A 25,300-nucleotide genomic window follows, 5' to 3' on the forward strand; every position below is an offset into this window, starting at 1 on the left:
GTCCGTCACTCTAGTCTAACTGTAAAATATTACCAAATGGACAGAATCACCTTTTCTTTAGGGTTTGTCTTTTTGGCTCAAATTCAAAGAAAGTACTTTACAGAAAATTACGTCAATACTTACGCAACGCTAGTGATAGTTTTATAAATATTATTTAGAAATTAGTATAAATTCTACGGTTTTTAAAGGTCAAACTGTATCTTGCATTTAAAAAATGTAGCAGATAGTTAATTAACTTTTCAAGGTTTTTTACCAATTTTCAGGATTGAAATTGAGGGCTTGCCATGGATCCCTCAGCGGATGCAATTCTCTCTCAAAAGCCATCAGCAAAGGGTTTTAATAGTTTATTATTAGGAGCCACCTCCTAATGTCGCTATTTAGTGGAATGTTCTCACTTATCTTGAGGGAGAATTCTAAAAGAAAGAGCCTTCAGCTCCACAGACCATTATGAGCATTTTGATGATGCCAAGCCAGCAGAACTCTCAAAACCAATCGTGACTCATTTTAATATTTTATATGGAAAATGGCGAAAATACGTTCGTTAATTTCATATAGGAGATACACAAGATAAAGAAATTAATATATAATAAACTGATAGGTTTTTTGAAAAAATTAAAAGGTGGATTTTAATGGGTACATATAAAGTTTTAGACTTATTCGCTGGAGCTGGAGGATTGAGTCTTGGATTTAGCCAGACTAGTAGGTTTGAAACTGTAATGGCTATTGAAATCAATAAAAATGCAGCAGAAACTTATAAACAAAATCACAATATAGAAGTAATCGCTGAAGATATTCGAACAATAGATTTTAAAGATTATAAAAAATATCCCCAACTCAATGATATATCGGTTGTGATTGGTGGTCCCCCTTGCCAAGGGTTTTCCAATGCAAATCGTCAGAAGAGCGAATTGTTCTCAAATAACAATTTATTAGTAAAGGAATTTGTAAGAGTAATAAAAGAAGTTAAGCCTGATGGATTCGTCATGGAAAATGTTAAAACAATTAGTTCAGACAAACATAAATTTTTTGTAACAACTGGTGAAAGAGCTGAATTGGAATTAATTGGTATTCAAATTAAAGATGAAGATTTATTTTTAGGTAATACAAAGACAGTGAATGAGATCCTTGTAGATTTATATAACAGGAGAAAGATAATATCGACTTTTGCAAATCCTAATTTAATAGCAAAGCTAAAATCACTTGTAAGATATTCAAAAAAACATAATGAAATAAATGGGTTTATAAATAAAAATTATAGTTTATTATCAAAGAGTATCCAAGAATGGGACAAACTATTTGAAACATACGGTAACGAAAACCTAAAAGAAATCATCATGAATTTTAAATCTAGTCTAATGTCTCTCTTAAATCAACAACACGCTGAATTAAATTTATCAACTCTGGCAAAGCAAATAATAGAAATTCATAATATTACATTAATATTTAATGAAATTTCACAGAAAAAGATAGAATGTTCCATGGCTTTCACAAAAGAGGATAAAGGCATTTTTGTAAAAGGGTATACTTTTACAGTAATCGATTATCTTTTTAACATTTTTAAGTCACTAGATTACAAATTAGATAAAGGGGTTTTAAATGCAGCTCACTATGGAGTACCTCAAGAAAGAAATCGATATTTTATAATTGGCCATAAAAAGGCACAACCTAAATTACCTAATCCAATCCTATCTAGAAAAGAATTTTTCAATATCGGTGAAGCTATTAAAGACATTGCACAACTTCATCCTAGATTTAAAACAACTGACGATATGCCAATTAAAAAGAACAACTCATTTAACCATCCGTTGAGTATATATCTGAATGCAAACATTGAAATTCTCCCTAATCACGTAGTAACTCAATCGACAGACACAGCTCTTAAAAGATTTAAAAACTTAGGTCCAGGGCAAAATTTCCATGATTTAGATGAGTCTTTAAAAACTACCTATGCTGACACAAAAAGAACCCAAAACACGATATATAAAAGATTAGACTACAATGAGGTATCAAACACAGTTGTCAATGTAAGAAAATCTATGTGGATTCACCCTGTTGAAGACCGAGCTATTAGTATTAGAGAGGCAGCTCGATTACAATCATTCCCTGATGATTACATTTTCATAGGTACAAAGGACTCCCAATATCAACAAGTTGGAAATGCGGTTCCACCATTATTAGGTAGGGCGGTTGCTGAGCAACTACTCACTTGTTTTAATGATAAGCCAACAAAATCTTTAAGTGGGATATTAAACAAAGAAAAAAGAAACAGTTCACTAAATCAGTGAACTGTTTCTTAAATTTATTTATGCTTTAAATTATATATTTCAATTGTTTCTTGCATTCATTGTGATATTTCGTCCAACATTCTTCTTTCTTAGCCCATTGAGTTACATTCTGTTCTCCAGCAGAATCTCTTAAATACTCTAATGTTCTTTGGGCAATTTCCTTAATTACATTATCCCATTTGTCCGATAAAACCTGTTTTCCCCAAACTTCTTCTAAACTTATTGAATCCCCATAAATAAGATTAAGCATAGCTGTCGTATAATATACAACATTTGCTTTATAACCTTTTAATCCTAAAGAATTCACCATTTCTTGAACTCTTCGATTAATAATAACTTTTGCAATTAGTTCTTTATATATTAAAGGTGTTAACTCTACTAATTCATCAATTTTATCATCTCCTCTTGCCTCATATTTCCAATATTTTTTGTTTAATTCCATAAACTTTTTAAAAGCTTCTTCTCCACCCTTACTAGAAATATGAGGATAACCCTCCCATGACATAAAGTTCTTTGCTAAATCGACCTTATCTAACTTAAGTTCTTTAGGAAATTCTCTCTTAAATTCTGTCTGTTCTTTACCTCTTTTTCTGCGATTCAAATCAACCATATATTGGCCTCTTGATCTTTCAAAATACCATTTAGATTCTGCCTTCCTATTATCTTGTGATGGTATCCATACTGTACGAGAAAAATGTTCAAGAGAAGACATAAAACGCGTATTGGCAAGTAAATCGGATTGATTTATTTTGTTCTGAGTGTTTGCATATTTAGAAATCTTAGAGACCATATCTTCTTCAGCTAGCTTTGCATTTTCATTATCTGAAAGTTGTAAGATAGTCAATTTAGTTTGTACATAGACATCACTTAAATCAATTCCAGCTTTATAAGCTTGATGTATAGAAGCGGTTGTTTGACCACCATTTACTATTTGCCACCCTTCCAACGAATGCACTTCAAATAAATTTATATTATTTGATGAAGCCGCTATATTACCAGAATGAGCGACACTAGAAATTCCGTTATTATAAACGACAAACATCTCTTTTTCTTTATCGTTTTTAAGTGTATCCTTTATCCCTTTATTAGTAGCACCTCTCGCTTGTAAAAATGATCTTACATTACGTTCTACTAATTTAGGACCCCATTTATCATAAACTTTTGCCAGCAATTCAGCTGAGATATATCCAATATAGCAATCAACTTTATTAGAAGTCTGTGATTGTTTTGGTTGAGGAACATAAATTAGTTCAAAAGTTTCATTAAACTCCGACTCAAAATCGATTATAATATTTGAAGAATCTTGCTCCAAAGCTGCTATTTGATTAATTCTATCTATATCCCATACCTGAACATCCACATCTATATTTTTTCCAATTGTCAATTCTATAGGTTTATTTGATCGGTAATATTTATTTGTAAATACTGATAAGGTCAATTTATCTATTTCGATACTTTTATCATTTAAAAGTCTAATCAAATCCATAATTGGGTGAGAGGGATCTATAGGAATTGTAGAGTACTGAGTATAAAATCTCTTAGCTTTATTAGCTAGTTCTTTTAATACTGTCATTGAAATTTCTTCTGGATAATCCATGTATTCATTAAAATCCATAAGGTATAAGGTTAATTCTTTTTGATCTTCGTCGTATAAATAGGCGTCCACTTGAATATTAAGATTTGGGCGGAAAAACTCTACATATATGGGTACATTTGAAGTTTCTATATATGTTAAATACTCTTCTAAAAACGCTTCAAAAGGTGATTTTCTAGTTTTACTATTTTTAATGTTTTCCATTGTTTCTAAATAGAATGTTAGTAGTTCATGTTTTATATTCAATTTTTCAGCCACCCTCATATATTAAAAAATTCTATTTTCCTCTATTTTAAATTCTTCGCAATGTGTTAAATCAATCGAATAAGAAACATGAGAAATTCCTTTCGGTAACATATTTGCTAAAATTAATGGGAATTTATCCATTACCTCATATGTTTCATCTTCAATAACGTTCATGTATAGCTCCGTGTATTCGTTGTCTTTGAATCCTGCACTTACAAGCAAATCATTAAACTTCAATAGTAATTGATGTGAAAACGAATAAAAGTGATTACGAAGTTCATCTACTAATTCTTGAAGAGTTTGGCCAAATGATCTACTTACCTCTAGATAACATACATATATAAATATTTTAGGGACAGCTTCAGTAATTTTGAGCTGATTTTCATTTGAAATTCTAATTTTTTTATTTAGTTGATCTCTAACAGTTTTAATTTCCACACCCCATCCATGTGTTTTAAAATCAATTCTGTCACTAAGAGGACCATCCCACCCTTCAAGTAATAAAGGTGGTTTATCCAGATTATTTTCAACCCATTTTTTCATAAACCAAAGTTCTCCGTATAATCCTCTTTGTTGCTCTTCATTGAGTTTTTTGTAACCACCACGTTTAAAAAAGCTTCTCCACTTTTCCAATACTTTATAAATTACAGTAAACAAAGGCTCATCAATTTCTCTTGAAATTACATAATCAAAGATATTTTGCATAACTGTTACAAACAAGTCACCAGTATCTGGTTCTACCTGGATAAATTCAACAAAGTATCTGTCTTTCAACGGTCCAAAATTCTCATGGAACTCTATTTTTATCATTAAACCATTCCACTTTGGAAGTGCCATCATTTGATCCTTATCCCAAGGTCCATCAGGTAATTCAATAAAGAAATATCTACATTGAGAAACAGTATCAATTCCACCAAAAGCAATTACATCTTCATAAAATAATGGAATCATTGGCATCATATCTGTCTGGTTTTCATCTTGCATCTTTATTAACGTTCTGTTAAATAGATTAATAACTGCTGTATTCATTTGCTCCCCCACTTTTCTTGTATTGTCTTATTCTTAAGAAAAACCTTATTATCTACGTTTTTTGTTGTTTTAGGAAAAGCAACTGCAATACCGATAGGAACAAGATTCTCGCTAAAATCTACATCTTTTGCATAGTAAAAAACAGGAGCGTTTGGATTTAATGGATATATAAATAATTTAGGGACTGAAACACCATTTCTTTTGCTTTCCTCATCAAACCTCTCTTGGCCAGCAGCAACAATTGCTTTAACATCTATTCGATCTTTTGGAATTGAATCAATATCCGCAGATTGACCACGTGTGACGGTATAATTGAGTGACAAAGGTCCAAAATTAACTTTTTGATTTTTGACAATAGGATTTGGCACACCTTCCACTATAACTACTTTCCAATCCAGTAATTCGTCATAATCCTTATTAAGTAATCTAATATATTCAATAATACTTTGTGTCGATGACTTGGTTGATCCTTCATAAGCTTGATATCCCAATAAAAATGATATAATGTCCTCTACAGGCACACCTTCAGCAACATGGTACTTTGTTTTGCCCTTCCCGTTTGAATCTTTCTTTTCTTGCGCAAGGACATTAGGATAGACCTTGTTTATTAATTCAGTAGTCACTTTCATATTATTTAAAAATGCTTCTTTTTCTTTAGTGAACAATCTAGTCTGATGCAGTTTATTAGAGTAATTTTGGTAGGTTGCTTGGGCGTTTCTCATTTTGAGATTACTTGTCAGGATCATTTTAGGGTGTGCCATCATTCGAACTGCGTAATCACTCGGAGACAATTTCTCACCTTTAAGATATTCAAACTCTTTTCGTAGTTGATGCATAGCAACAGCTAAATGTTCAAAGTTAGAAGCTATTTCACTAGATGTATATATGCGGCACAAATCAAGATATAGTTTCCTATAGCCAAACCAGCGCCCCATTTGCATAAGAGTGTCGTACATTAATGTGTTACGATAATAGTAGCTTATTGTTAATCCTTCAAGCGTTAACCCCCTAGATAATTTATCTCCCCCAACGGCAATTACATTTAACCCTTCTTCTTTATAACGGTGATATTCTAAAGCATCTTGACTTTCTCCATTAATTTCCATTACATCAATCTTTAAACACACTTCTTTCATCTTTGCATAAACCATATCCCAGTTAAAACTATCATAATTTGTCCCAGTAGCTTCGTTCCATTTATTTGTTTTCTTTACAAACTCAGTAAGATAGATCATTTTAATTTGTTTAACATAGCAACTTGAAGGATTAAAACGAACATTATTAACTATGTTATTAAACTCTTCCTTTATAACGTCTTTTAGAGAACTTTGAACTAGAGTAAATCTTGAAGTATGAATAAGCATGGAATTATGCTCATTTTCCTGACCTCGTAACGCTCTTATTGAAACTGTTATTAAAAAGGCATAAAGAGCTTCCTTTAATTTTGGTGGTACACTATCAACTTTATAATGTTCATCTTTCTTCTTGATACTGTTAAATAGTTTCTCATCTTCCTCACCAATGTCTATAATTAAAGATGGTCTATTATCATTTGCGTCTTCAGTAGTATTAAAGAATTCATCCGGTCCACAATAATTTTCAGGTTTTGGTAGGCCCACTAAAAAATCTTTTGGATAAAGATCTTGACCTTCATTTACTGTTTCATTGTCAATTCCAATGAGTAAGTTGGCAAATGGAGTTGCCGTATAACCAACATATGCCTTTTGATTAAAAAGCATAAGTGTCTCCCTAATTAATCGGTTTATAGTTTTAGGGTCTTCTCCTTTAGCTTTGTCGCTGGTATCAATAGATGCTTGGTCAGCTTCATCATCGATTATAAGAGCTGGAATGTGTATATCGCCTGCTTGATCTATTAAACTTTTGAGCAGTTCAATTAACCTGTCAAGTACATCTTTATTTTTTTTAACAACAAGTAAAGTCTTATTTCCGCTAATGTTATATGATATATTTGTTTGAATACCTGTAACGTCTACCTCAGCTGACGTTAAAGCATGAATAAAATGATCATCATCGTTAGAAATTATAGTTCCAACACCTTTATTTAATTTCCCTATAACTTCTTCTTCTAAGCGGAGTTGGGTTTGGGCTCTTAAATCATTATGAATTCCAGATAGTACTATCACAATTTTATAACCGACATCGTAAGCTTTATTAATCAGCCCAGTGAAGTTAGCTGTTTTTCCAGATTGAACGTACCCTAAAACCAAACCGCGAAAATCAAATATCTCCGAACTTTTAGGATCTCCTATTGAACGTAAAATTTCATCTGTGGTGTCATCAATTACATCAATTACACTTTGTTCCCATTTTTTCTTTTGAACTAAGTACTGCTGGTATCTTCTCCAAAAAAAACGACCAACTAATTTAGTTTTATCATACCAGCCTTGGGGCTCATTTACCCTCAACACGACTGGTGTAGGACGATAGATTATCCCTCCGTACTCAGTCTGTAACTCAAGTTTCCAATTTTCCAGCACTCTTTTCTCAACAGCTTCCTGGAAAAATAGATCCATAAAATCACAGGTGTCATTAAATATTTTTTCCCTTTGTGTATCATTAAGACTAATGGATTTGAACGTATTATATTGAACTTTAAACATATCAAAATATTTTTCCTTTAGTTCATTTTGCATTCTCTTTCTCCTCTAAAATATATTTAATTGTATAACGATTAAATCTTTCTATTGATGGAGTCATTAAAATTGTATTTACTAAATCATTAATATCGTCAGAATCCATTAACTTCCTATACATATTGGCTAGTTGAACTACAAGCTCAATTTCACTATCTGTTAGTGGTTGTAGTTGCTCCTCTTCAACTTTAGGTGTTATTACAATATTGGCTGGAGAGCCAAGTTCCACTAATTTTAAAAACATATTTAAATCCTTTAATGTTTCATTATCAATTCTTCCTATTATCTTTTGGAGTAAAGGATGTGAACGGTTCAGTTTAAATATACTTCCGGCTTCTGTGTTTTCTTGTCTCCAAGTATTAATATTACTTCTTATAGTCGTATCCGATATACTACTTTGTGTTCTGAAGTAAAATACTTGTTTTGATAAATCACGTGCTTCTTGAGCAATTAGTTTTAATTGTGTTCGAATAGATTCTGGTGGATTTACAGTAGACTTTTTTATATCAACATGCCACAGTTCATCCGACTTATTTGTTATGTCAACCCGAATTCTAGCTAATTGAGATGCCTGGTCTTTAGGATAAAGATCTAACCAATTTCCATAATGTAATAGACGATTTTCACGATAGATATAGAACCCTTGTTGTTCATACCACCCTTTAACTCCACCAGCATCTTTATATTCTTTGGAATTAAGATATGAAGCATGTGGCAGTATAAAAGAGCTTACATGCACAAGGCCTGCTTCATCTTTTAAAATCCTTGGTCTTAATGGATTAGTATAATCATGTTGAGTAAGAAAAGGATCCCATGATGGTACAGAGTTCCCATTTATATAAATAAAACAACTACTGTTAATTAGTCTGTGAAAGACAAAAGAAACATGAGTAAGAATATTTTCTACTTTTCTAAAAAAACTATTTTCCAAAATTGGATTTTGTCCTGATCTCATAAAACGATCAAGTTTATCAATATATATAATAGTACCAGAATCCCCAGAAATTTTAGCCATTTTACCCTTAATTTCTTGTGGTATTTCAGCAAAAAGCTCCCAACTATTTGTTTCTGAAACAAAATCCAAATCCCAACATCTCTCAACAAACTGACTGCCTTGCTTACTTAATACACTTAAGCGTTTACCAAGTGAAAAAGAAGCAGTTTTTAGCCCCATACCAAATCTACCTAATTCTTTGTCCCTTCTTTCATTTCTTGGATCCTTTGACCCGATTGACATGGCATTTTGAATCTCCACTTCATCCATACCACGACCATTATCAATAATTTGAATGAAACCATTGCCTTCGTTATACTCAAAAAACAATTTTATTTCATTTGCTTGAGCGTCTATAGAGTTGTCTATTAAATCGGCTATGGCAGTTCTGGCATTATAACCAATAGAGCGTAATGCGTTTATCACTGGACCAGCGAATGGCTGTGTCAAAATAGTATCCATATATTCCCCCAAAAGTCACTTTAAATATATTAATAATAAGTAATCTATCATACTAGAAACCGTTTATTATATATACCCTGAATTATTCATACCTCAGTGAGTAAATGCACACTTTCACCAAAATTTAGCTAATTTTATATTCTTCACAGAATAGGAAGAATAATTTACTCGGTAAAGAAGATATCTTCCAAAATCAGGAAGGTGGATCCGCTTTTTTGGGCAGACGTCTCCCGTGGTTCTTAGGATCTTTCTTGGATCGGTGTCCTTCACCTTTTTCCATTTATGAATGCGAAAATTGGCTCGCTTTCCGCGGGCAACGCTTCAGCCTCCTCGGAAGAAAAGCACTTCCTGCGGGGTCTTCAGCTGTTGCTTTTCCCGCAGGAGTCTCGCCATTTTCGTTGAATAGTTGGCTTTTGTTGATGAAACTCATTCAATCTGTAGCTTTTGTATTCGAGAGAGCACGTCCCAGAAGAATCTTTGATAGACAAAGCTTGAAGCGAGTTTGAAGTAGAGAGATCTCCCTGATTTGATACATTTACTGGCAACTTTAATGATTCGCGTCCGTATAGTTTCAATTTGCATCTTCTTTTGATGGTCTGGAAAACACAGGGTGCGCAGCCAATTCGTCAGGTTATAAGCTAATAGGCTCAACATCATTTTTGCCTCGTTGACTTGGAAGGAATGACTGTTCATTTGATCTAAACCAAATCCGTTCTTTGCTTCCTTAATAAAGTTCTCCATCGTCCCTCTTTTTTGATAGGAACGGACGATATCTTGAGGCGTAAAGGCTTCTAAATTGGTCACAAAAAAGGAATGTGTAAAGAATAATTCACCTGCTGGACGTACCGATTGAATGATGACTTTTCGAGGTTGATCCCATGACTTAGCTTGATAAATCGTTTCCTCAAAATAACATTCGGTTTTTGAGATGTCCAAAGGTTCGGTGGCAGGATGATACTCTTTGGCAAGCTGTTGGAGTTGAGTATTGGACTTCAAACGAATCACGTAAAAAACGGACTCTCTTTCACAAAGGGTATACAAACCTGGAACCGCAAAGCCACTGTCTCCACGTAAAAACAGTGATGTCTCTGGAAATGTTTCGTTGTAATGTTCAATCAGGGGTTGAATGAAATCGACCACACCGTTTGATGTGTACACATTTCCAGGGCGCAGTTTGGCTTTAAGAAAGTCGCCAGTTACACCATCAAAGGCAACTAAGGGATGAAATCCCACTGTTCCATAATGGGCATTATAAGCTGATTCTTCTTGTTTACCATAGGCATCTGAATGCGTTGAATCGAGATCTAAGATAAGAGCCAAAGCTTTTCTAAATTGATGTACCTTGTCTAGGATTTCTTGATTCGCTTGATTTAAGCCATCCATAGCCTCGTGATCGAATCTCTTAAAAAAGCGAGATAAACTGGGTTGAGAAGCCAAGGTATCAGTACCAAGGATCTGAGTAAACACAGGATCATTCGTTAAATAATCTGCCGCATCATCTTTGTCATAACCCGCAATGATTTGATAGATCTTTTGACGAAGTAAGTTTTCATTGGAATGAACATGATAACGTCGCTCATCTTTCAAGTTTAGATGGTTCACTAGGGTCTTAGAAAACTCTAGTTTTTCATCAAATTCTCTAAAGAGGAACTCACCCGTGTCGGAGGAAAGATCCCCTCCATCATTTGATAATTTAATTTGACGATTGAAACTCAGGGTTAATTGCGGTAAAGTAGCCATTATAAGAATCCTTTCTGATGGTTATTTCGTCGTTGTTTAACCTTATCAGAAACGGGTTCTTTTTTGCATTTATTTGATGCATTAATCTTTAACAAAAAAGCCTATTAGATGGGCATTGGTTGCCTATAACAATTTTTCTATGAATAATTCAGGTATACAATTATATTCTAGTATAAAATTTAAATTTTTGTTAACTAAACACAAAAAATCGGCAGTTTCTTAAAAGTAAATGCCGATTAATTGACATATCAAATTCAAACAAAAACAAGTAACAACAACAAAAATTCATTTTTCTTAACAACAAGTAATCAAATCATTAATCTTACAACTGAACAACAAGATCATCCAACTGCCCTCTAATTTCATAAAATTCCTTATTAAGATCAAGGCTTAGGACGCTTATTCGGTTACCATCCATTTCGTAGTGATCGTTAGGGGTGATCTCTTCGTCTGTCTTGGTATATAGGAGAACTCCGCTGACGTTTCCTGAACGTTCCGTATCAGCATTTTTAACGTAAGTATAGAGCTGATAAAGATTACTAGAGTGATGAGTTATCGTGTTGTAGTGTTGGTTAGTCTGCATAGAATGACTATAAAACTTTGTATCGATGATTAACATTTTTTCACCTTTGGTCAAGGTAATATCGGTTTTCATCGCGGGTAAAAATCAATAATGTCATTGTCAATATTCCACTTCACATAAGCCGGCTTTGGCTTCAGGTGAAGATGTTCTTTTTGGTAGTATCCCAAGACAAATTTTTCATAGAGACGGTGTTCGCTTTGTTCATCCATGTATTTGGCCATTTGAGTTTTACCCTTTTCAGTTGATAATAATAATCCTTCCAGAACCAACCGGCAGATATAGGTCAACACTTTATAAGTGGCGTAATTTCGATAAAATTTTAAGGATCCCCATTTAATAGTCATTGGCTGCAGTAGCTTTACTGAATCAAAATGATAGAGTAATTGTCGAATGGCTTTCTTATTCTTAGGCTTTAACTCCCCGTATTGAAGTAAATACCATAGTGAAGTTTTAAGAATCTGGTTAAATAAGGTGTCAGCAACGAATTCATCAAAATGACATATCATTTGCCTCTTCATCATGGTTTGTTGTTTGATGGACTCTGAAAGATCGATCTTCCCTCTTAAATGGCTCAGTGTCTCCATTTGGGTTTGATAATCTTTATGCAGACCTCGTTTCACTTGCTGCGTAACACCGTTTAATAAAATAGCAGCCATTAAATCATGGATATGATCAAACTCTTCATGGGCAAGGCTGCTGAAGCTTGATTCCCTTAACGAGTGATAGGCGTAAGCCAGCATATAATATATGTTTTTAATCTTAATCATTCAATCGCACGCCGCAATCTGTTAGTCCAGTCATCCACCTTAGACGGTTCGTCAAACCAATATTCATTAATTAAAGGTAGAAGCTCATATTCTACTAATTCCTGCAGCCACGCATCAGTTACACTCTCATTCGTGGAAAAATAACTGTGCCCTACTTGAAACCCTTTTCCAAGAGAGTCATCCATGGCGATCGCTTGATTCATTTCCTCAGTCGTTTTTATTAATACATTAAACTTGGTATTTGATTTCGAAGTTTGATAAGCTTTAAAGCCTTGACTTTGAAAGGCTGGTTCAAATTCAAAAAAGGCAAACCGGCGTCTCAACGCGTAATCCATCATGGCTAAACTGCGGTCCGCTGTATTCATCATCCCAATGATGTACACATTTTCGGGAACAGAAAACTGCTCATTTTCATACATTAGCCTTAATTCTATACCGCGCTTATCTGATTCAATAAGCATTAGCAATTCACCAAAATTTTACTCGGGTTTCCAAGATTCATTTCACTAATATGAAGAAATACGGCCTTTCATCCGGCTCAGCATCTTTACAAAACTCATAACAAGGGCCTTTTGAAAGTGAAAAGCCATTTTCATTTGGCCGATACCCCATTATGAAATCTTCGTAGCTATAGCTTTGGTGGAATTGAATGAATTTGATGCGACTTTCATCTTTCTCTCCCATGACGGAATAAGCTAAACGCTCTGCCGCAAAGGTTTTTCCAACACCAGGTGCCCCTTGTATAATAAGGTTCTTCTTTTTAAACAGAAGGTTTTTAAGAGTTTGATAGTCTTCTCTGGACATATAAACATCATAAAAGAAATCACGTTCTGTATACGGTGTAATTGGCTGAACTTGTTCGTCCTGAGGTGCCTCGTCAACAGCGATCATTTTTTCAATTTCTTTACAGTAATTCGTGTAAGGAGTTACATCCGTTAAAGTTTTTAACGGCAGCTCGTCCTCCTCCCAATCTCCTTTATGCGTCTAATTGACTTTTCTTATATTCTTGTAATTTTCCCTAATAGAATCATAAATATAATCAGAGATCACCACACCTCGACCAATAATGGCTTTTATCCCTTTTTTCGCATAGACGATATCCCCAATATTCATTTCATTAACAAATTGCCAAGTCGCGTGCCCATCATTTTTATAAGTTGATCCATCTCCATAAACCTCTTTCATTTTGTTTCTCATTTCCGTGTAAGCTGATAAATCCTCTAGTGCATCCCAACCGATACCCATTATACCTGCACTAAAAAATTCATCCCACTTACTCGATCCTTCACCAGGTACATAGACCCATTAACGTTTTTTGGATGAGCTAGTGGATTGATTTGCAAAAGACGATGGTTCTGATTCAACTGATTGTTGAGTGTGATTAGCCGTTAGACTCTCCCCTGAAATTGGTTCTCGTTGTTCTAAAAATCTCAGGTACAGTTTCATCCCATTTGAATATGCATTTTTTCCCGCAGCTTTATCAACTTCCTTGAAATTAGGCACTCTTTTAATGAGATCATAAGCTTTCGCAAAATTCGCATAAGCGGTGTAGTAGAATAGATCAGTATGTTCAATTTCATTTAAATTCAATTTACTTGTACTATTCTTCAATGCATTTGTATAAGCCATGATCGTTTCCGGTTTTTAAAGATCACCTGTTGATTTCCTTTGACGCTGCATCCACTGTTGAAACTTATTTCTTAAGTAACTTTCTGTTTCATAGAGGCTAGATAGGCATTGGCTCGCTCCTTCGCTGTCCCAAATCCCTTTTTAGATAAATAGTCTTGAATTTTATCACACGCTTCAAGCATGGTTTTATCATTTTCATAACAAGACCAAAAATCCATCCCAATGTCTTTATTATAGGCAAAAAATGCATCCGAGTAATGCTATGAAATAGTACTGCTGCTCCAGTCAGGATGGGTTCGATATAAATATTCCTTATATTCTTCATGAAGCTTCACCACTTGCTGGTCCGTTAATTCCTGGTCATTTTAATACAATCTCCTTTGTCATAGATGATTACACATAAGCTAACAATAGAATCAATTTTTTTATCCGTTCTATTTCAAGTAATTTTTTATACACATTTTTTAAAATTAAATTGAAAGTCCTAACTTCTATCCTTTAAATATTTTTCAAGCCCTTTATCACAACAGTACACATAACAACCCCTCATCCCTCTTGTCATGAGTGTCTTATAAGTGTTTTTAACGAGGTCAACAAGTGGATCTGCTTGTCCTTTTTTTGGCTTGGCGGGTCTAGCACCTTTGTCCTTAAATTCTTCTCTACGAACAACAAGTGACTGTTTTTCTAAATCATAGCCGAGGTCTTTTCCAATAATGACACCCACATAATCCATTTCTAGTCCTTGTACCGTATGGATACAGCCTACTTGGTAAGCACAATCCGGGTGAATGGCCCAGTCAATCCGGTTTGGATCATTCCAAGGAAGCTCAAAATTATAGTCTTCAATAACAACATCGTTTGGAAGTTCGCCGTTTACCAATGTTTTATTCCAATCCCATGCATAGCCTGCCAAAAGCCGGCCGCCATGCTGATCGACTATTTCTTTTTTTAACTCATTTGGATTAGAAACCACTTTAAAGTCAAAATCACCTTCTAGTAAAGGCTCGTTTCCGCTTTCATTAAATAAACTATCTAACCACGCGATGTAGTTCCCTGATCCAGAGCACCGATATTGTGACTCAAGCTCCATCTCATGGATCTCCGCACCAAAACGCTTAGCCTCTTCTTTAATGAGATCAACACTCCCAATATCCTTTTTGGAGATCTTTTGAAAGTCATCAATGAAAAAGACGCTGACCTTAGATGATCGAATGATTTGAGTGGCCTGATTTTCACCAGGGATTTTCTTTTTCATATGGCCATGTTCTTTTAATCGATGAGCCTCGTCACAAATCAGCACATCGAAATAATTTTCAGGTGCCTCAACATATGCTGCAGACCCTTTAAACAACTCTCTGACCTCAATATGTCCAGAACGACCAATTAACTTTTTGCGCAGCACTTCTCGAAACGCTTGATTTGGCGTAATATACTCAACATAATCACTAGACTTTAACAGGTAGCCCATTAAATTGATTCCAATGACAGACTTCCCAGTACCGGGACCACCTTTTATTAGAATCACATGCTTTTGATCCGTTCCGGTTTTAATATCATTGTATTTACTTATAACTTTTTCATAAGCCACTTTCTGTTCATCAAGAAGGACAAATTCCTCGTTCCCCTCAATAAGTGAGCTAACTGTTTCTACAAGCTTTTTAGACGGCTTTATTTTCCCATTTTCAATGGTTTCTGCAATCTCTTTTCCATTTCCTCTTTCAACTAATACACCTAAATTCTTCGCTAAATCACGATCATTAAATTGGAAATAGAGCGGTGAATCTTGAATATAATCGCTGTAACGCGGGTCTAGTAAGGGCTCCTCTATTCGATCTTGAATATAATTGTGTAAATACGCACATGAATGCAGACTTATAGTAGAATCGTTGTAAAGAGACTCATTAAAATTAAGCAAATAACGTTTATAAGACGAAGCCTGGTAGGATGGATGAACGGTTTCACGCTCTCTTTTCCCTAAAAATGTCCTCACGATTCCATTGCCCTCAGAGACCTTTGCCTTTTGCCATTGTTTGAGTTCAATGATCACCGCGTTTTTTCTTCCCTGTCCGTCTTGTCCGGTTATCAGAAAATCAATTCGCTTTTCCGATGATGGCAGTTTATATTCAAGTAACACATGTGTATCCTCTTTTAGAGACGCATCACGCAGCACCTTCGCCATTTGTGGCAATGAATTCTCCCACGACCTCAATTCATTTTGGGAGACCACCTTATTCATCTTGGCTAGTACATTTTCTTTTAGTACATAGCCAATCTTATTTTCATAGATATGATTCAGAAATTTTGAAGAGGTTTCATTATATATGATCATTTACGGTTCCTCCTACTCAGCAGGATATTTCACAGCATTTTTCTTGAGCTTTTGAAGCACTTCCTCTTCCAAATCAATCTCAAGTACATCTGCCATCTGGATCAAGTAGATTAAAATATCCGCCATTTCTTCCTTAATATTTTGTTTAGATTCTTTAACGGCTTCCTCACTGCTTCTCCACTGAAAGTTTTCCAGCAGTTCATTGGATTCTAAAGAGATCGAGATTGCCAAATCCTTTCCATTGTGATAAGGTTTCCAACCTCTTTCATCCCGAAATTCAATTATTTTTTCATAAATTTCTCTCATCCTGAAATCCCCAATCTATTTTGATCATCCATTATCGATATTTTCGATATTAACAATATTTTACACCTCATCTCACTACCATGTCACCAATCCATAGCGATATATTAGAAAAGCCCTAAAAAATACGAATATAGTCATCAGAATTTCTAATCAATCTTCGTCTAACTAAGAGCCTCGCTTTAATATGTTATAATCTCTGATAGCTTTAAAATTTAGCTGATATCTAGATTTCAGCGAATCCTAATTAAGGAGAGTATGACGAATGGGCAAGAAAAGAAGGAACAAAAAAAACTGAAGAAAACAGCAGAAGAAAAAGAGGATTTTGATACTTGTTCCTTTTATTGCAAGACCTGTGACCACAAATTCGAATTAGAATGGGAAATCATTTTTGAAATACAAGAATGCACTCATGGATATGTGGGCTATCATCTTAATGATGTGTTCATTAATTGCCCAAAATGTGATCGAATTGTGACTGAGGAACCCGATGAAGAAGATGACTTCCTTCTAAATGTTTAGAAAAACAGCAAAGCAAATTGCAACGAGATGAAAGTGAGTTACCATTTTTAACTTGTTAAGAGAGAATAAATAATAACCAAGCGCTGGTACGCTCGGTCGTTTACAACTAACCTACCGTGTTTAACGGTTGATCATGTTTTATATCTTTGAAAGATGTTCATTGCCGTCAAGCATCGGTGGCTGTTTCTTTTTGCTATGGCGACGACCTCAATTCGCCCTTTTCTCGATAAACCTGCACTTAGGATAGTTACTGCATCCTAAAAATTCCCCATATTTCCCTTTCCGTTTTACAAGTTGTCCCCCGCATTTTGGGCATTGTCTGGCTTGGATTTTTGCCTTAATTTCTTGTTGTTTTGTTTTAATGGTTCTTACGTGATCCTTTTTAGCTTTTCTATCATTTGAAATGGCTGCAGACTTGATCATTTCAGCTAATTGTTGGATTTCAAATGACGAATTCGTAGCCTGCTGATAAGAGAAGATGGTTTTTAAAAGCTGAGAGCTATAGATCACTTTAACATCAGAGGATTGGACCTCAATATTTTTGAGAGTGGCTCGATCGCTAAAGCAGATAATCGAGTGAAAGTCCCCTTCATAAACACCACTTAAAATCGTTTCTAGAGCTTTAATATGTCCATAATTTTGGTGGATGGGATTATAGAAGCGTTCTTTTCTTTTATAAATCACTTGGGTCCATTGACGATCTTTCTCTTTCCCAATAATCCAGCCTTTATAATTCTTTGTCTCAATCACAAAAATCCCATATTTGGATAAGACAATATGGTCGACCTGCGTCGTTTTGCCTTGATTGGGCAGCATGACATCATTAAGTACCAGATAATCCTGTTCAGGGAGTTTTTTTAAAGCACGCCTGACCCCCGCTTCGCCAAGAAAACCTTTTACAGCGGGAAGCCTTAGAACTGCAACGAACACAATTAATAGAATAAAAAATAGCAATCAGTCACTTCCTCTCAAATTTAAAAAACGGTCACAAACATAAAATCTAACAAATACAGGCTCAGTTATCAATAGATTTATTATCTCCTTAACTTCCATAAATTGTAAAGATCATTTCCGAATTTTGTCGAAAATGAACGGTTAATTCTATTAAGGCTTGTCCGAAGCAGTAACATGAATTTTGGCATTCATTTTGCTAGAAAAATAAATGAAGCGCTCCTTCGTTATTGAAGAAGCGCTAGCGATTGCCTATTGTTCAATCATCCGTATACGTCGGATGATTGTGTCTTCTACATCCGAATAAATAACAGCCAGTTTCAATTGGTGGTTCATAGTCTAGCTCTGGCCTGACCCCAGATTTGATTCTATCGACATGGGTCTTGATAAAATCGATATCCTGTTGGATTTCGTCCATATACTCGAGCCGTCTTCCTGGCTCCCAATTGTCATCATCATCCTGTAACGCTTCCTGAAACTCTTCTTTTTTATGACGGATCAAATCATCTGACACGTTTTCGAGATTCCGTGTGCCCTCGGATTTCCACAAGGCATAAAAATAGGGAGGGAACCACTCGACTGCATAATGGTTAAGATTTAACTTAGAATAAATTTCAGCAAACCGCTTATAATCATCTAACATATAAAAGATATAAGCGATCTCGTCCTCTATGTTTTCAATACTGTCATCTTTCAATTCTTGATTGTACAGAAGCAGTTGGTTCGCTGTGTCACGTGCATTTTCGTAAAACCCGAGTTTAGCCAAACACACGCCATACGACAATAAAGGCGACAGGCTATCCCCTCTATTCCTTTTCAAATGAGCCTTTTTAAAGCAATCGGCCGCTTCACTCCATCTATGCTGATTATAATAGCAAACACCTAAATTATTTAAGTTGGGCTGGATCGGCTTTAATGAAACAGCTTGTAACAAAACAGCAGTGGCTTTGTCGAACTGTTTCTCTGTGATATAAATCTGCCCTAATAACGAGTACGGAAAATGGGAGCGAGGCTTCCGTTGAATGACGCTTTCTAACAACTGGATCGCTTCTTGTTCTTTGATTTCCCATGCCCCATCACCTGTTGGCACGCCCTCATTGTAATAAAAATATGCCAAGTTTGTAAGCGACTGAGTAGACGGCTTGAGCTGAGCAGCCTTCTGAAATTGCTCCAAAGCCGCTTCGTATTGACGAGACTCCATCGAGGCAATCGCCAACTCATTGATTAAATCTGAAACGCGGGGACGGTTCTTCCGTTTCATCGTCTGTTTCACCCTCCTTCGCAATCCGATCAACTAATTCCAATAGATCTGGGACGCTTTTTCTATATTCCATATAACCATCTTCCAGCTCATTCTGCCAAGATACACCATTCGCATGCAACAGCTTCAAGTAATCTGTCAAGCTAACACCCGTTAAGAAAGCCGCGCGCTCCATGCTAATTTTTCTTGTTACAAATAGCGTCATCGCAAGGGCTGACTGAAGCATTTGCTTCGTTGATTGATTCAAAAAGATGGAGTGAAGTATTTCCTCCATGCCGTCAGGATAAATAAACCGAATCTCCTTGACTCTTCTCTCTTCTTCTTCTTCCATCTCTTCCCATTCTTCGTGGGTAATCCCAAATGGAACCCCTGAATCGGTATAACCCGCTATAAAAGAAAAAGTATCGTCGGAATCGAACAGATCTTCCTCATCTCTATATAATTTCTGACATTCTTTGCAAAGATTCTGCTTTCGACCCTTTGCATTGAATTTTTCATTGGGCCTATTCTCACCGCAACCCTTGCAATAATGTCCTCGTTTTCTCTTCTTTCTTGCCAATTCAAACACACTCCAGGTTAGGGGGACTGTCCCCCTTTTGTCTCATCCCTAGCTCACTGAATCCGCGAAACCTTGATATTTAAGGTATTTCGGCTTTTTAGCTCTGTCCCCACTCACTTTAATGCATTGAAGTGAAATCCCTGCCAGTAAAATTTGATGGCAGGGATTTTTCTTTTTACAATTCATCCAAGCTAAACAAATCATAGTCTTCTTCAAAGGTTCTGCCGCCATGCTGTAAGATTTCTGTCACCACTTCGCCTTGTCGATTGGGTTGAAGTTCAAGCTTCCAATAGACAGGGAAACGGCGGCTGACGTCTAATTTTATTAACTCTGGCGGAGCGAGAACAATCCATTGAAAGCGAAGGATTTCGGCGATAGAAAAGATCGGGTCAAGGATGTGAGCAGATACCGCTTGTCCAAATGGATTGTCCGTGATTAAGACAGACCAATTGGTGTCCTGCTGCTTTCGTTTAAAGGTCATGATCATCATCATAATCATCGTTCGAGCGGCTAATAGCTGGCCGCCGCTGCCTTTTGCCTCAATCTTTGACCCCTTGTTTAACGTTTCCCAGGTTGTATAATGGTGACGTCTTGGTTTTTCATATAAAAAGGCATTGGTGGTTTGAGGCTTATAAATCGATAAGGTTGGATACTGATTTCTTAAACCGACTAAGACGAGCTGACTGTCACTCATATATTTTTTTATCTCAGCATCCGATAAATTTTCAATGAGGGTGCCATCATGAATTAATTTTTCGATCGTCTGAACAAAATGCTCACTTAACAATCGCCTGTAAGATTCCTCTTCCTTAGAGACTAATTCATTCAGTCTGCTTATCTCCACTAACGGAAAATAATGCCCTTCCTTATTTTTCACCTTCATCCGATTGACCATTTGCTTGAGCATCTCCAAAATGGTGACCAAACGATACACCGCTCGATCGACCCATACTTCTTGTGCCTGTTCAGCGGTCTGTTTATCTTGCTTGATTTGCTGCTGCTCCATCTGAATATGACTTAAAACACTTTCAACAATGCTAAGACTTGAGAGAATCGAATCGGATTCCAACTGCGGAATGAGTTGATTCAACTGGGTGCGAAGCGGTCCATCCAATTGATCCGATTGAATGATATTACGTAAATCCTTTAATCGTTCTTTAAAAGTTCTCTCAAAGCCTTGCTTTTCTTCTTTCACTTGTTTATTTTTAGCGACCCATTCTGAGATGACTTGTCGGGCATTCGACTTAAGCTTTTGCCTTAAAGGCTCAGGCGTTTCGCCTAGTTCATAGAGATGACTGATATGTGATTGCAAAAGCTGAATTTGACTTTCGAGCTCCCGCTGTCTTTGTTCTGCTTCTTGAATAAATCCTTCTTGCGTCCTTATATCTTCTGTAAGCTTCGTTAATTTTTCTGCAATTTCATCTCTTTTTTCTTCTAGGTTAAGAGACTCCCAAGGCTCTGCTGCCCGTTGCCACATTTTCAAACTAGTTGTTTCTAAGTTCCCTAATCGTTTGAGGATCTGATTCAATTCACCTTGAATGATCGATTGTGTTTTATCCAATTCGATAATTTGGGTGGATAATTTCTGACTCTTTGATTGGGTGTCTTGGAGCTGATCCTTTAAAATGGCCATTGGTAAATTCGGAAGCTCCCTCTCCGACCCATTCACATCCAATTGCTGAAGAGCGTTTAATTTTTCTTCTCTAACCTTTAGCTGGGTGTCATATTTAGTTTTTAGGACGGCCAGGTCGGCATCCAAGCTGTTGATCTTATCTTGCAATTTATGCCAGCGATCCATTTTGGGCTTAACCGCTTGAAATAAAGACGGGTTAAAGGTCGGCTTACCGCTTGGATCGTGATGCTCAGTAACTGGAAACTGAATTGTATTCAAAATGTCTTTTAATTGATTCACATCAACGATTTGTTGCGCTTCCCACTTTAAGTACAGGTTGTTCCAATTCTCCCATTCTTTTCTCTTTGACTGAACCGCCGCTTTTAGTTCCCTCAACTTGTCCTCGATTTGGGCCTGCTGCTCTTGGGCTTTTTCTTTCTTTGTCTGTGTTTCTAAATAGACCGCATGCTTTGTGTCCCAATCCTTAAGCGTAAAACCATCTTGCTTTAATTGGTCTAAGTCACTTCGGATTTCCTTTAGTGCCTTCTCTAATTCTTCAAGACGATGAAGCGTGGTCGCCCATTCCTCTGAGAGTGTTTTTTGATCTTGAAGCAATTGGGTTTGCTCCAATTGAAGGCCGCCTTCTTCTGTCTGAAGCTGTTCCAAACTCGTACTGCGCAATTCTTTCATGATTTGAGAAAGGTGATTGGTTTGACGAATCCTTTCTTGTACCTGGTCGATCCCAGTTTGGTAAACCTCCGTCTGGCGGGATAAAGTCGCTTTCCATTCCGTCCACTTTTCTTCATTAAAAGCCATCTCAAACCCAATTTCTTGGATCATCTCAAAGGGATACGTGATCGTCTGCGTCATTCTCTCCCTTATAAATAGGGGAACAGGGGCGTGAAGGAAGAGCTCTTTTATGCTCTGGTTCTGGCACTGCTTAAGATCCTGTTCAAGAATGACAACCCCATAAGGTAATAAAGGGAAATGGACTTTCATTTCAGCCTGTTCATCCATTGATAGCTGCTGAATTAATTCCGTCCCGTAATAAGCTTGCACCCCGGATTCTTTTAGCTGTTCAACCAGCTTTCGAACATCGTTATTTGGAATCCAGTAGTCATCATTCACAAGGGCTGTATCGAGTTGATGATTCCAATAATCCTTTTTCAGGTTATCTAAAGCGCGATCAAGCGCGGCCATTTCAGTAGTTAACGCTTGGTCAGCCGCTTCCCAATCATGATCCTTATAAGGTTGATACGCTTGGTCAAGCTGAAAATAATGCCCCCACTTTTTATGAAAGGCTTCCTCTGATTCGACTTGTTCGGCAATACGTTTTTGGCACCCTTCAAGCTCCTTCACTTTCTGCTTGATCGCCTGGTCAATGCCTCCTAATCGCTTACCCAAATCTTCTTTTTTGGCCTCTAAAGCTTTCCTCTCATTCGTCAGTGCCGTTTCTTCTTCCTCCCGTTTTTTCTTAGCCCTCAAAGTCCGGTTATAGACCGCTTCCGGATTTCGGTTAATCTCCGGGCCAAATTGCTGGGCCATGTGGATCGCCTGTTCATTATGGACTTTAATGGCTTCCGTAAAGCTATTTAACTTTCCCAAATTTTGCGAGCTGTTTCTCGTTTCCTGCTCTATTTTATTGTCTAAAACGTGAATCTCTTGATCGAATGAGTCTTTTAAATAATAATACTTTTCAATGTCTTCTTTTAAGGCAGCTTCGATCTCCTTCCAATGTTCTTTCAATTGGTGTTCAATCTGCTCACGCTCTTCCTTCTCCTCTTGCCCATGCTGTGAGTTTTCCAGCTCCCGAATCTGTTCTTCTATAGGATGTAATTGACGAGTCACTTCCTCATAATCCAGCCGCGCTATATCTATTTCGAGGTGATTCCTCTGATTTTTCAATTGAGCCAAGGCCTCTGTCGCATCACTCCACTGTTTTTGCAACTCAGCCAGTTTTTCCGACTTTCCAAGCTGTTCACGGTATTCGGAGGCGTACTCCAAATTTTGCTCCTGCCATTGATAATCTCTTCTTATCTGTTCGGTCTGTTTCTTTTCTTCATTCCATTTTTCCTGATCGAGGAGATAGGTCTGATGCAGGCTCCTCATTCCGGTATAGAGATAATTGGCATACTCATGATGCTCGGTTAACGCTTTCTCGATCTCTTTCCCTTGATCTAACACCGCTTGAACAGGCAGCAAATGTTCGTTTAGAAGCCGATAGGTCGCTTCTCGTTTCAGCAGTTTAGGCAGCTTTTGAGCAATAATAGCATTGTCTTTGAAAATTTTGACAAGATTCTCTTCTTGTTCATCTTGAAGATACTGGCTGATTTCGGGAATGATGAGGTGATGAAACAATCCAAAATTGTCTAATCCCTTTTTAAAATAGTGTTCAATCCCGCCTTCATCCCGGTTGATGTCTTTCATCTGCCGCCACTCATTGTACTCAATCCCATAAGAAGCCAGAAATTGACGGTAGGCCGTTAATTTAGATTTCGTATAAATATGAAAATCAGACTTATGGTTTTTCAGCCACGTTTCCCAGTCCTCATAATCAATGGCTTGCCGCGCCTCTTCATTGTAAAAAGGTAATGCTGACAGCGGCCACTCGGTTGGCTTCCTGTAATTGCTGGTGTAGAGGAAATACTGAGGTTCTGTCTCCGATTCCTCTTCCTCTTGGCCATATTTCTTTTGCGCCGTCACACAGATCCCCGTCGTTAACCATTCGCAAGGATCGGTGTCTAACCGCCACTCCAAGGCAACATGAAAGGTGTAGGGAATAAATTGTTGTTTATCATTATAAAAGAGGGCATCAATATGGTTTTCACCGTTCTTCCCCCAGGTTGTCAGCGGCATGACTAATTGAAAAAGCATCTGCAGCAGCATGCCTTTTCCCCCGCCGTTGACTAATGTCAGTAAGGTATGCTGAGGCTCTGCTTCATTGGTAAAATCGAAGGTCAGATTGTCATACCTTTTTTTCATCTTGTCATAACGAAGACCGCTGATTCTTACTTTTTCGATTCTAGGCATGGGCGTCTCTCCTACTGGCTAAAATCAATTCTCTCATTTCTTCATAACGCGCTTGTTGATGATAGCCATTTTCTAACCGCTCATAAAGTTCTTTCTTAGGAATGGCCCGTTTCTCGTCCTCCACAATGAAGACAAGGCCTTCATCTCTCAGTAATCTCATAGCGATATGAATGACGCCAATATGGGATTTCCTCGTTCCAATAATTCGGTCATCCTGATCGTCTTGATCGGAATGCACCGCCATCGACTCCCATAATTCGGCCATTTCTTTCACGGCAAGCCCATAAGACTCACTAAATTTCCCCTCTGTTTCCTGATCTTCTTTTTTCCATTGGGAAAGGAGCTGTGACACATTCTTCTCTAATAAGAAATAGGACACGCCAGCATGTTCCCAGCGGACCGTCGCGCTTGAGGGAAGATCAATTTCTGCCAAGAACACAAATATGATCTGGTTGATTAAATAAAAGTATTTTTTGTTTTCGATGTCACCATACCTCTTTTTCATTTGAGAAAAGGAGGTAGCAAAAAGCGAGCCTTCTGGCCTGGCCACTAGATGAATGCGTTCAGCCGTTTGCAAAATTCGCGTTCCTGATTCATCGGCTAAGATTTTCAACGCTTCTCTAACGCCGTCCCCATCCTCTTCAAAATAAGGACTGATAACGGGATCGTGTATGGACAACGTTTTTTGATTTAAGAGTTGGAAAAATATCCGAGAGGCATCTTGTAATTGTTGTGAAGAGATACTCATCC

At 36.8% G+C, this 25,300-nt stretch carries 21 protein-coding genes; 2 read left to right on the top strand and 19 right to left on the bottom strand.

What is annotated here, in order from left to right; translation table 11 throughout:
- Positions 1-629 precede the first annotated feature (629 nt).
- A complete protein-coding gene (locus tag PU629_RS13305) occupies positions 630-2,285 on the top strand; it encodes a DNA cytosine methyltransferase (protein WP_275280554.1) in 1,656 nt (551 codons plus the stop codon).
- Positions 2,286-2,310: 25 nt separating this feature from the next.
- On the opposite strand, the gene PU629_RS13310 is transcribed toward PU629_RS13305, so the two are convergent.
- From PU629_RS13310 to PU629_RS13375, 14 genes are all read right to left on the bottom strand, one after another.
- Complete coding sequence (locus PU629_RS13310; protein WP_275280555.1) at positions 2,311-4,125, bottom strand: AIPR family protein; 1,815 nt, start codon at positions 4,123-4,125, stop codon at positions 2,311-2,313.
- A gap of 21 nt (positions 4,126-4,146) precedes the next feature.
- Positions 4,147-5,154, bottom strand: coding sequence for a PD-(D/E)XK motif protein (locus PU629_RS13315; protein ID WP_275280556.1), 1,008 nt, complete (start codon positions 5,152-5,154; stop codon positions 4,147-4,149).
- Positions 5,151-7,808, bottom strand: a complete 2,658-nt coding sequence (locus PU629_RS13320; protein ID WP_275280557.1) for a Z1 domain-containing protein — start codon at positions 7,806-7,808, stop codon at positions 5,151-5,153. The genes PU629_RS13315 and PU629_RS13320 overlap by 4 nt, the downstream gene beginning before the upstream one ends.
- Positions 7,798-9,264: an ATP-binding protein gene (locus PU629_RS13325; RefSeq protein ID WP_275280558.1), complete on the bottom strand. Its 1,467-nt coding sequence runs from the start codon at positions 9,262-9,264 to the stop codon at positions 7,798-7,800. Before PU629_RS13325 ends, PU629_RS13320 begins: the two co-directional genes overlap by 11 nt.
- Before the next feature lie 426 nt (positions 9,265-9,690).
- A complete protein-coding gene (locus PU629_RS13330; protein WP_275280559.1) occupies positions 9,691-11,004 on the bottom strand; it encodes an IS1380 family transposase in 1,314 nt (437 codons plus the stop codon).
- Positions 11,005-11,326: 322 nt separating this feature from the next.
- Positions 11,327-11,623: an McrC family protein gene (locus PU629_RS13335; protein ID WP_275280560.1), complete on the bottom strand. Its 297-nt coding sequence runs from the start codon at positions 11,621-11,623 to the stop codon at positions 11,327-11,329.
- 32 nt (positions 11,624-11,655) lie between these two features.
- Entirely contained in the window at positions 11,656-12,354 is a 699-nt protein-coding gene (locus PU629_RS13340; protein WP_275280561.1) for a 5-methylcytosine restriction system specificity protein McrC, read from the bottom strand.
- Positions 12,351-12,815, bottom strand: coding sequence for a 5-methylcytosine-specific restriction endonuclease subunit McrB (locus PU629_RS13345; RefSeq protein WP_275280562.1), 465 nt, complete (start codon positions 12,813-12,815; stop codon positions 12,351-12,353). Before PU629_RS13345 ends, PU629_RS13340 begins: the two co-directional genes overlap by 4 nt.
- Before the next feature lie 37 nt (positions 12,816-12,852).
- A complete protein-coding gene (locus PU629_RS13350; RefSeq protein WP_275280563.1) occupies positions 12,853-13,245 on the bottom strand; it encodes an AAA family ATPase in 393 nt (130 codons plus the stop codon).
- Positions 13,246-13,338: 93 nt separating this feature from the next.
- Complete coding sequence (locus tag PU629_RS13355) at positions 13,339-13,599, bottom strand: hypothetical protein (protein ID WP_275280564.1); 261 nt, start codon at positions 13,597-13,599, stop codon at positions 13,339-13,341.
- 60 nt (positions 13,600-13,659) lie between these two features.
- On the bottom strand, positions 13,660-13,983 hold the full coding sequence (locus PU629_RS13360; protein ID WP_275280565.1) for a hypothetical protein: 324 nt from the start codon (positions 13,981-13,983) through the stop codon (positions 13,660-13,662).
- Positions 13,984-14,054: 71 nt separating this feature from the next.
- Entirely contained in the window at positions 14,055-14,201 is a 147-nt protein-coding gene (locus PU629_RS13365; protein WP_275280566.1) for a hypothetical protein, read from the bottom strand.
- A 266-nt stretch (positions 14,202-14,467) separates the two neighbouring features.
- Complete coding sequence (locus PU629_RS13370; protein WP_275280567.1) at positions 14,468-16,312, bottom strand: DUF2075 domain-containing protein; 1,845 nt, start codon at positions 16,310-16,312, stop codon at positions 14,468-14,470.
- A gap of 12 nt (positions 16,313-16,324) precedes the next feature.
- Positions 16,325-16,618 carry a nucleotide pyrophosphohydrolase gene (locus PU629_RS13375; protein ID WP_275280568.1) on the bottom strand — a complete coding sequence of 98 codons (294 nt, stop codon included), beginning with the start codon at positions 16,616-16,618 and terminating at the stop codon, positions 16,325-16,327.
- Positions 16,619-16,873: 255 nt separating this feature from the next.
- Here PU629_RS13375 and PU629_RS13380 point away from each other — a divergent pair, with 255 nt between their 5' ends.
- Positions 16,874-17,137 (top strand): hypothetical protein, encoded by a 264-nt coding sequence (locus PU629_RS13380; protein WP_275280569.1) that lies wholly within the window; start codon positions 16,874-16,876, stop codon positions 17,135-17,137.
- Between the two features lie 207 nt (positions 17,138-17,344).
- Here PU629_RS13380 and PU629_RS13385 read toward each other — a convergent pair whose 3' ends face one another.
- The 5 genes from PU629_RS13385 to PU629_RS13405 form a co-directional block, all read right to left on the bottom strand.
- Positions 17,345-18,091, bottom strand: a complete 747-nt coding sequence (locus PU629_RS13385; RefSeq protein WP_275280570.1) for an NERD domain-containing protein — start codon at positions 18,089-18,091, stop codon at positions 17,345-17,347.
- Positions 18,092-18,347: 256 nt separating this feature from the next.
- Positions 18,348-19,349 (bottom strand): tetratricopeptide repeat protein, encoded by a 1,002-nt coding sequence (locus tag PU629_RS13390; protein WP_275280571.1) that lies wholly within the window; start codon positions 19,347-19,349, stop codon positions 18,348-18,350.
- Positions 19,306-19,908, bottom strand: a complete 603-nt coding sequence (locus PU629_RS13395; protein ID WP_275280572.1) for a UPF0175 family protein — start codon at positions 19,906-19,908, stop codon at positions 19,306-19,308. Before PU629_RS13395 ends, PU629_RS13390 begins: the two co-directional genes overlap by 44 nt.
- Positions 19,909-20,083: 175 nt before the next feature.
- A complete protein-coding gene (locus PU629_RS13400; RefSeq protein WP_275280573.1) occupies positions 20,084-24,550 on the bottom strand; it encodes a hypothetical protein in 4,467 nt (1,488 codons plus the stop codon).
- Positions 24,543-25,298: a DUF6063 family protein gene (locus PU629_RS13405; protein ID WP_275280574.1), complete on the bottom strand. Its 756-nt coding sequence runs from the start codon at positions 25,296-25,298 to the stop codon at positions 24,543-24,545. Before PU629_RS13405 ends, PU629_RS13400 begins: the two co-directional genes overlap by 8 nt.
- Positions 25,299-25,300 lie beyond the last annotated feature (2 nt).

The sequence above is a fragment of the Pullulanibacillus sp. KACC 23026 genome, from assembly GCF_029094525.1.
GTDB lineage: Bacteria > Bacillota > Bacilli > Bacillales > Sporolactobacillaceae > KACC-23026.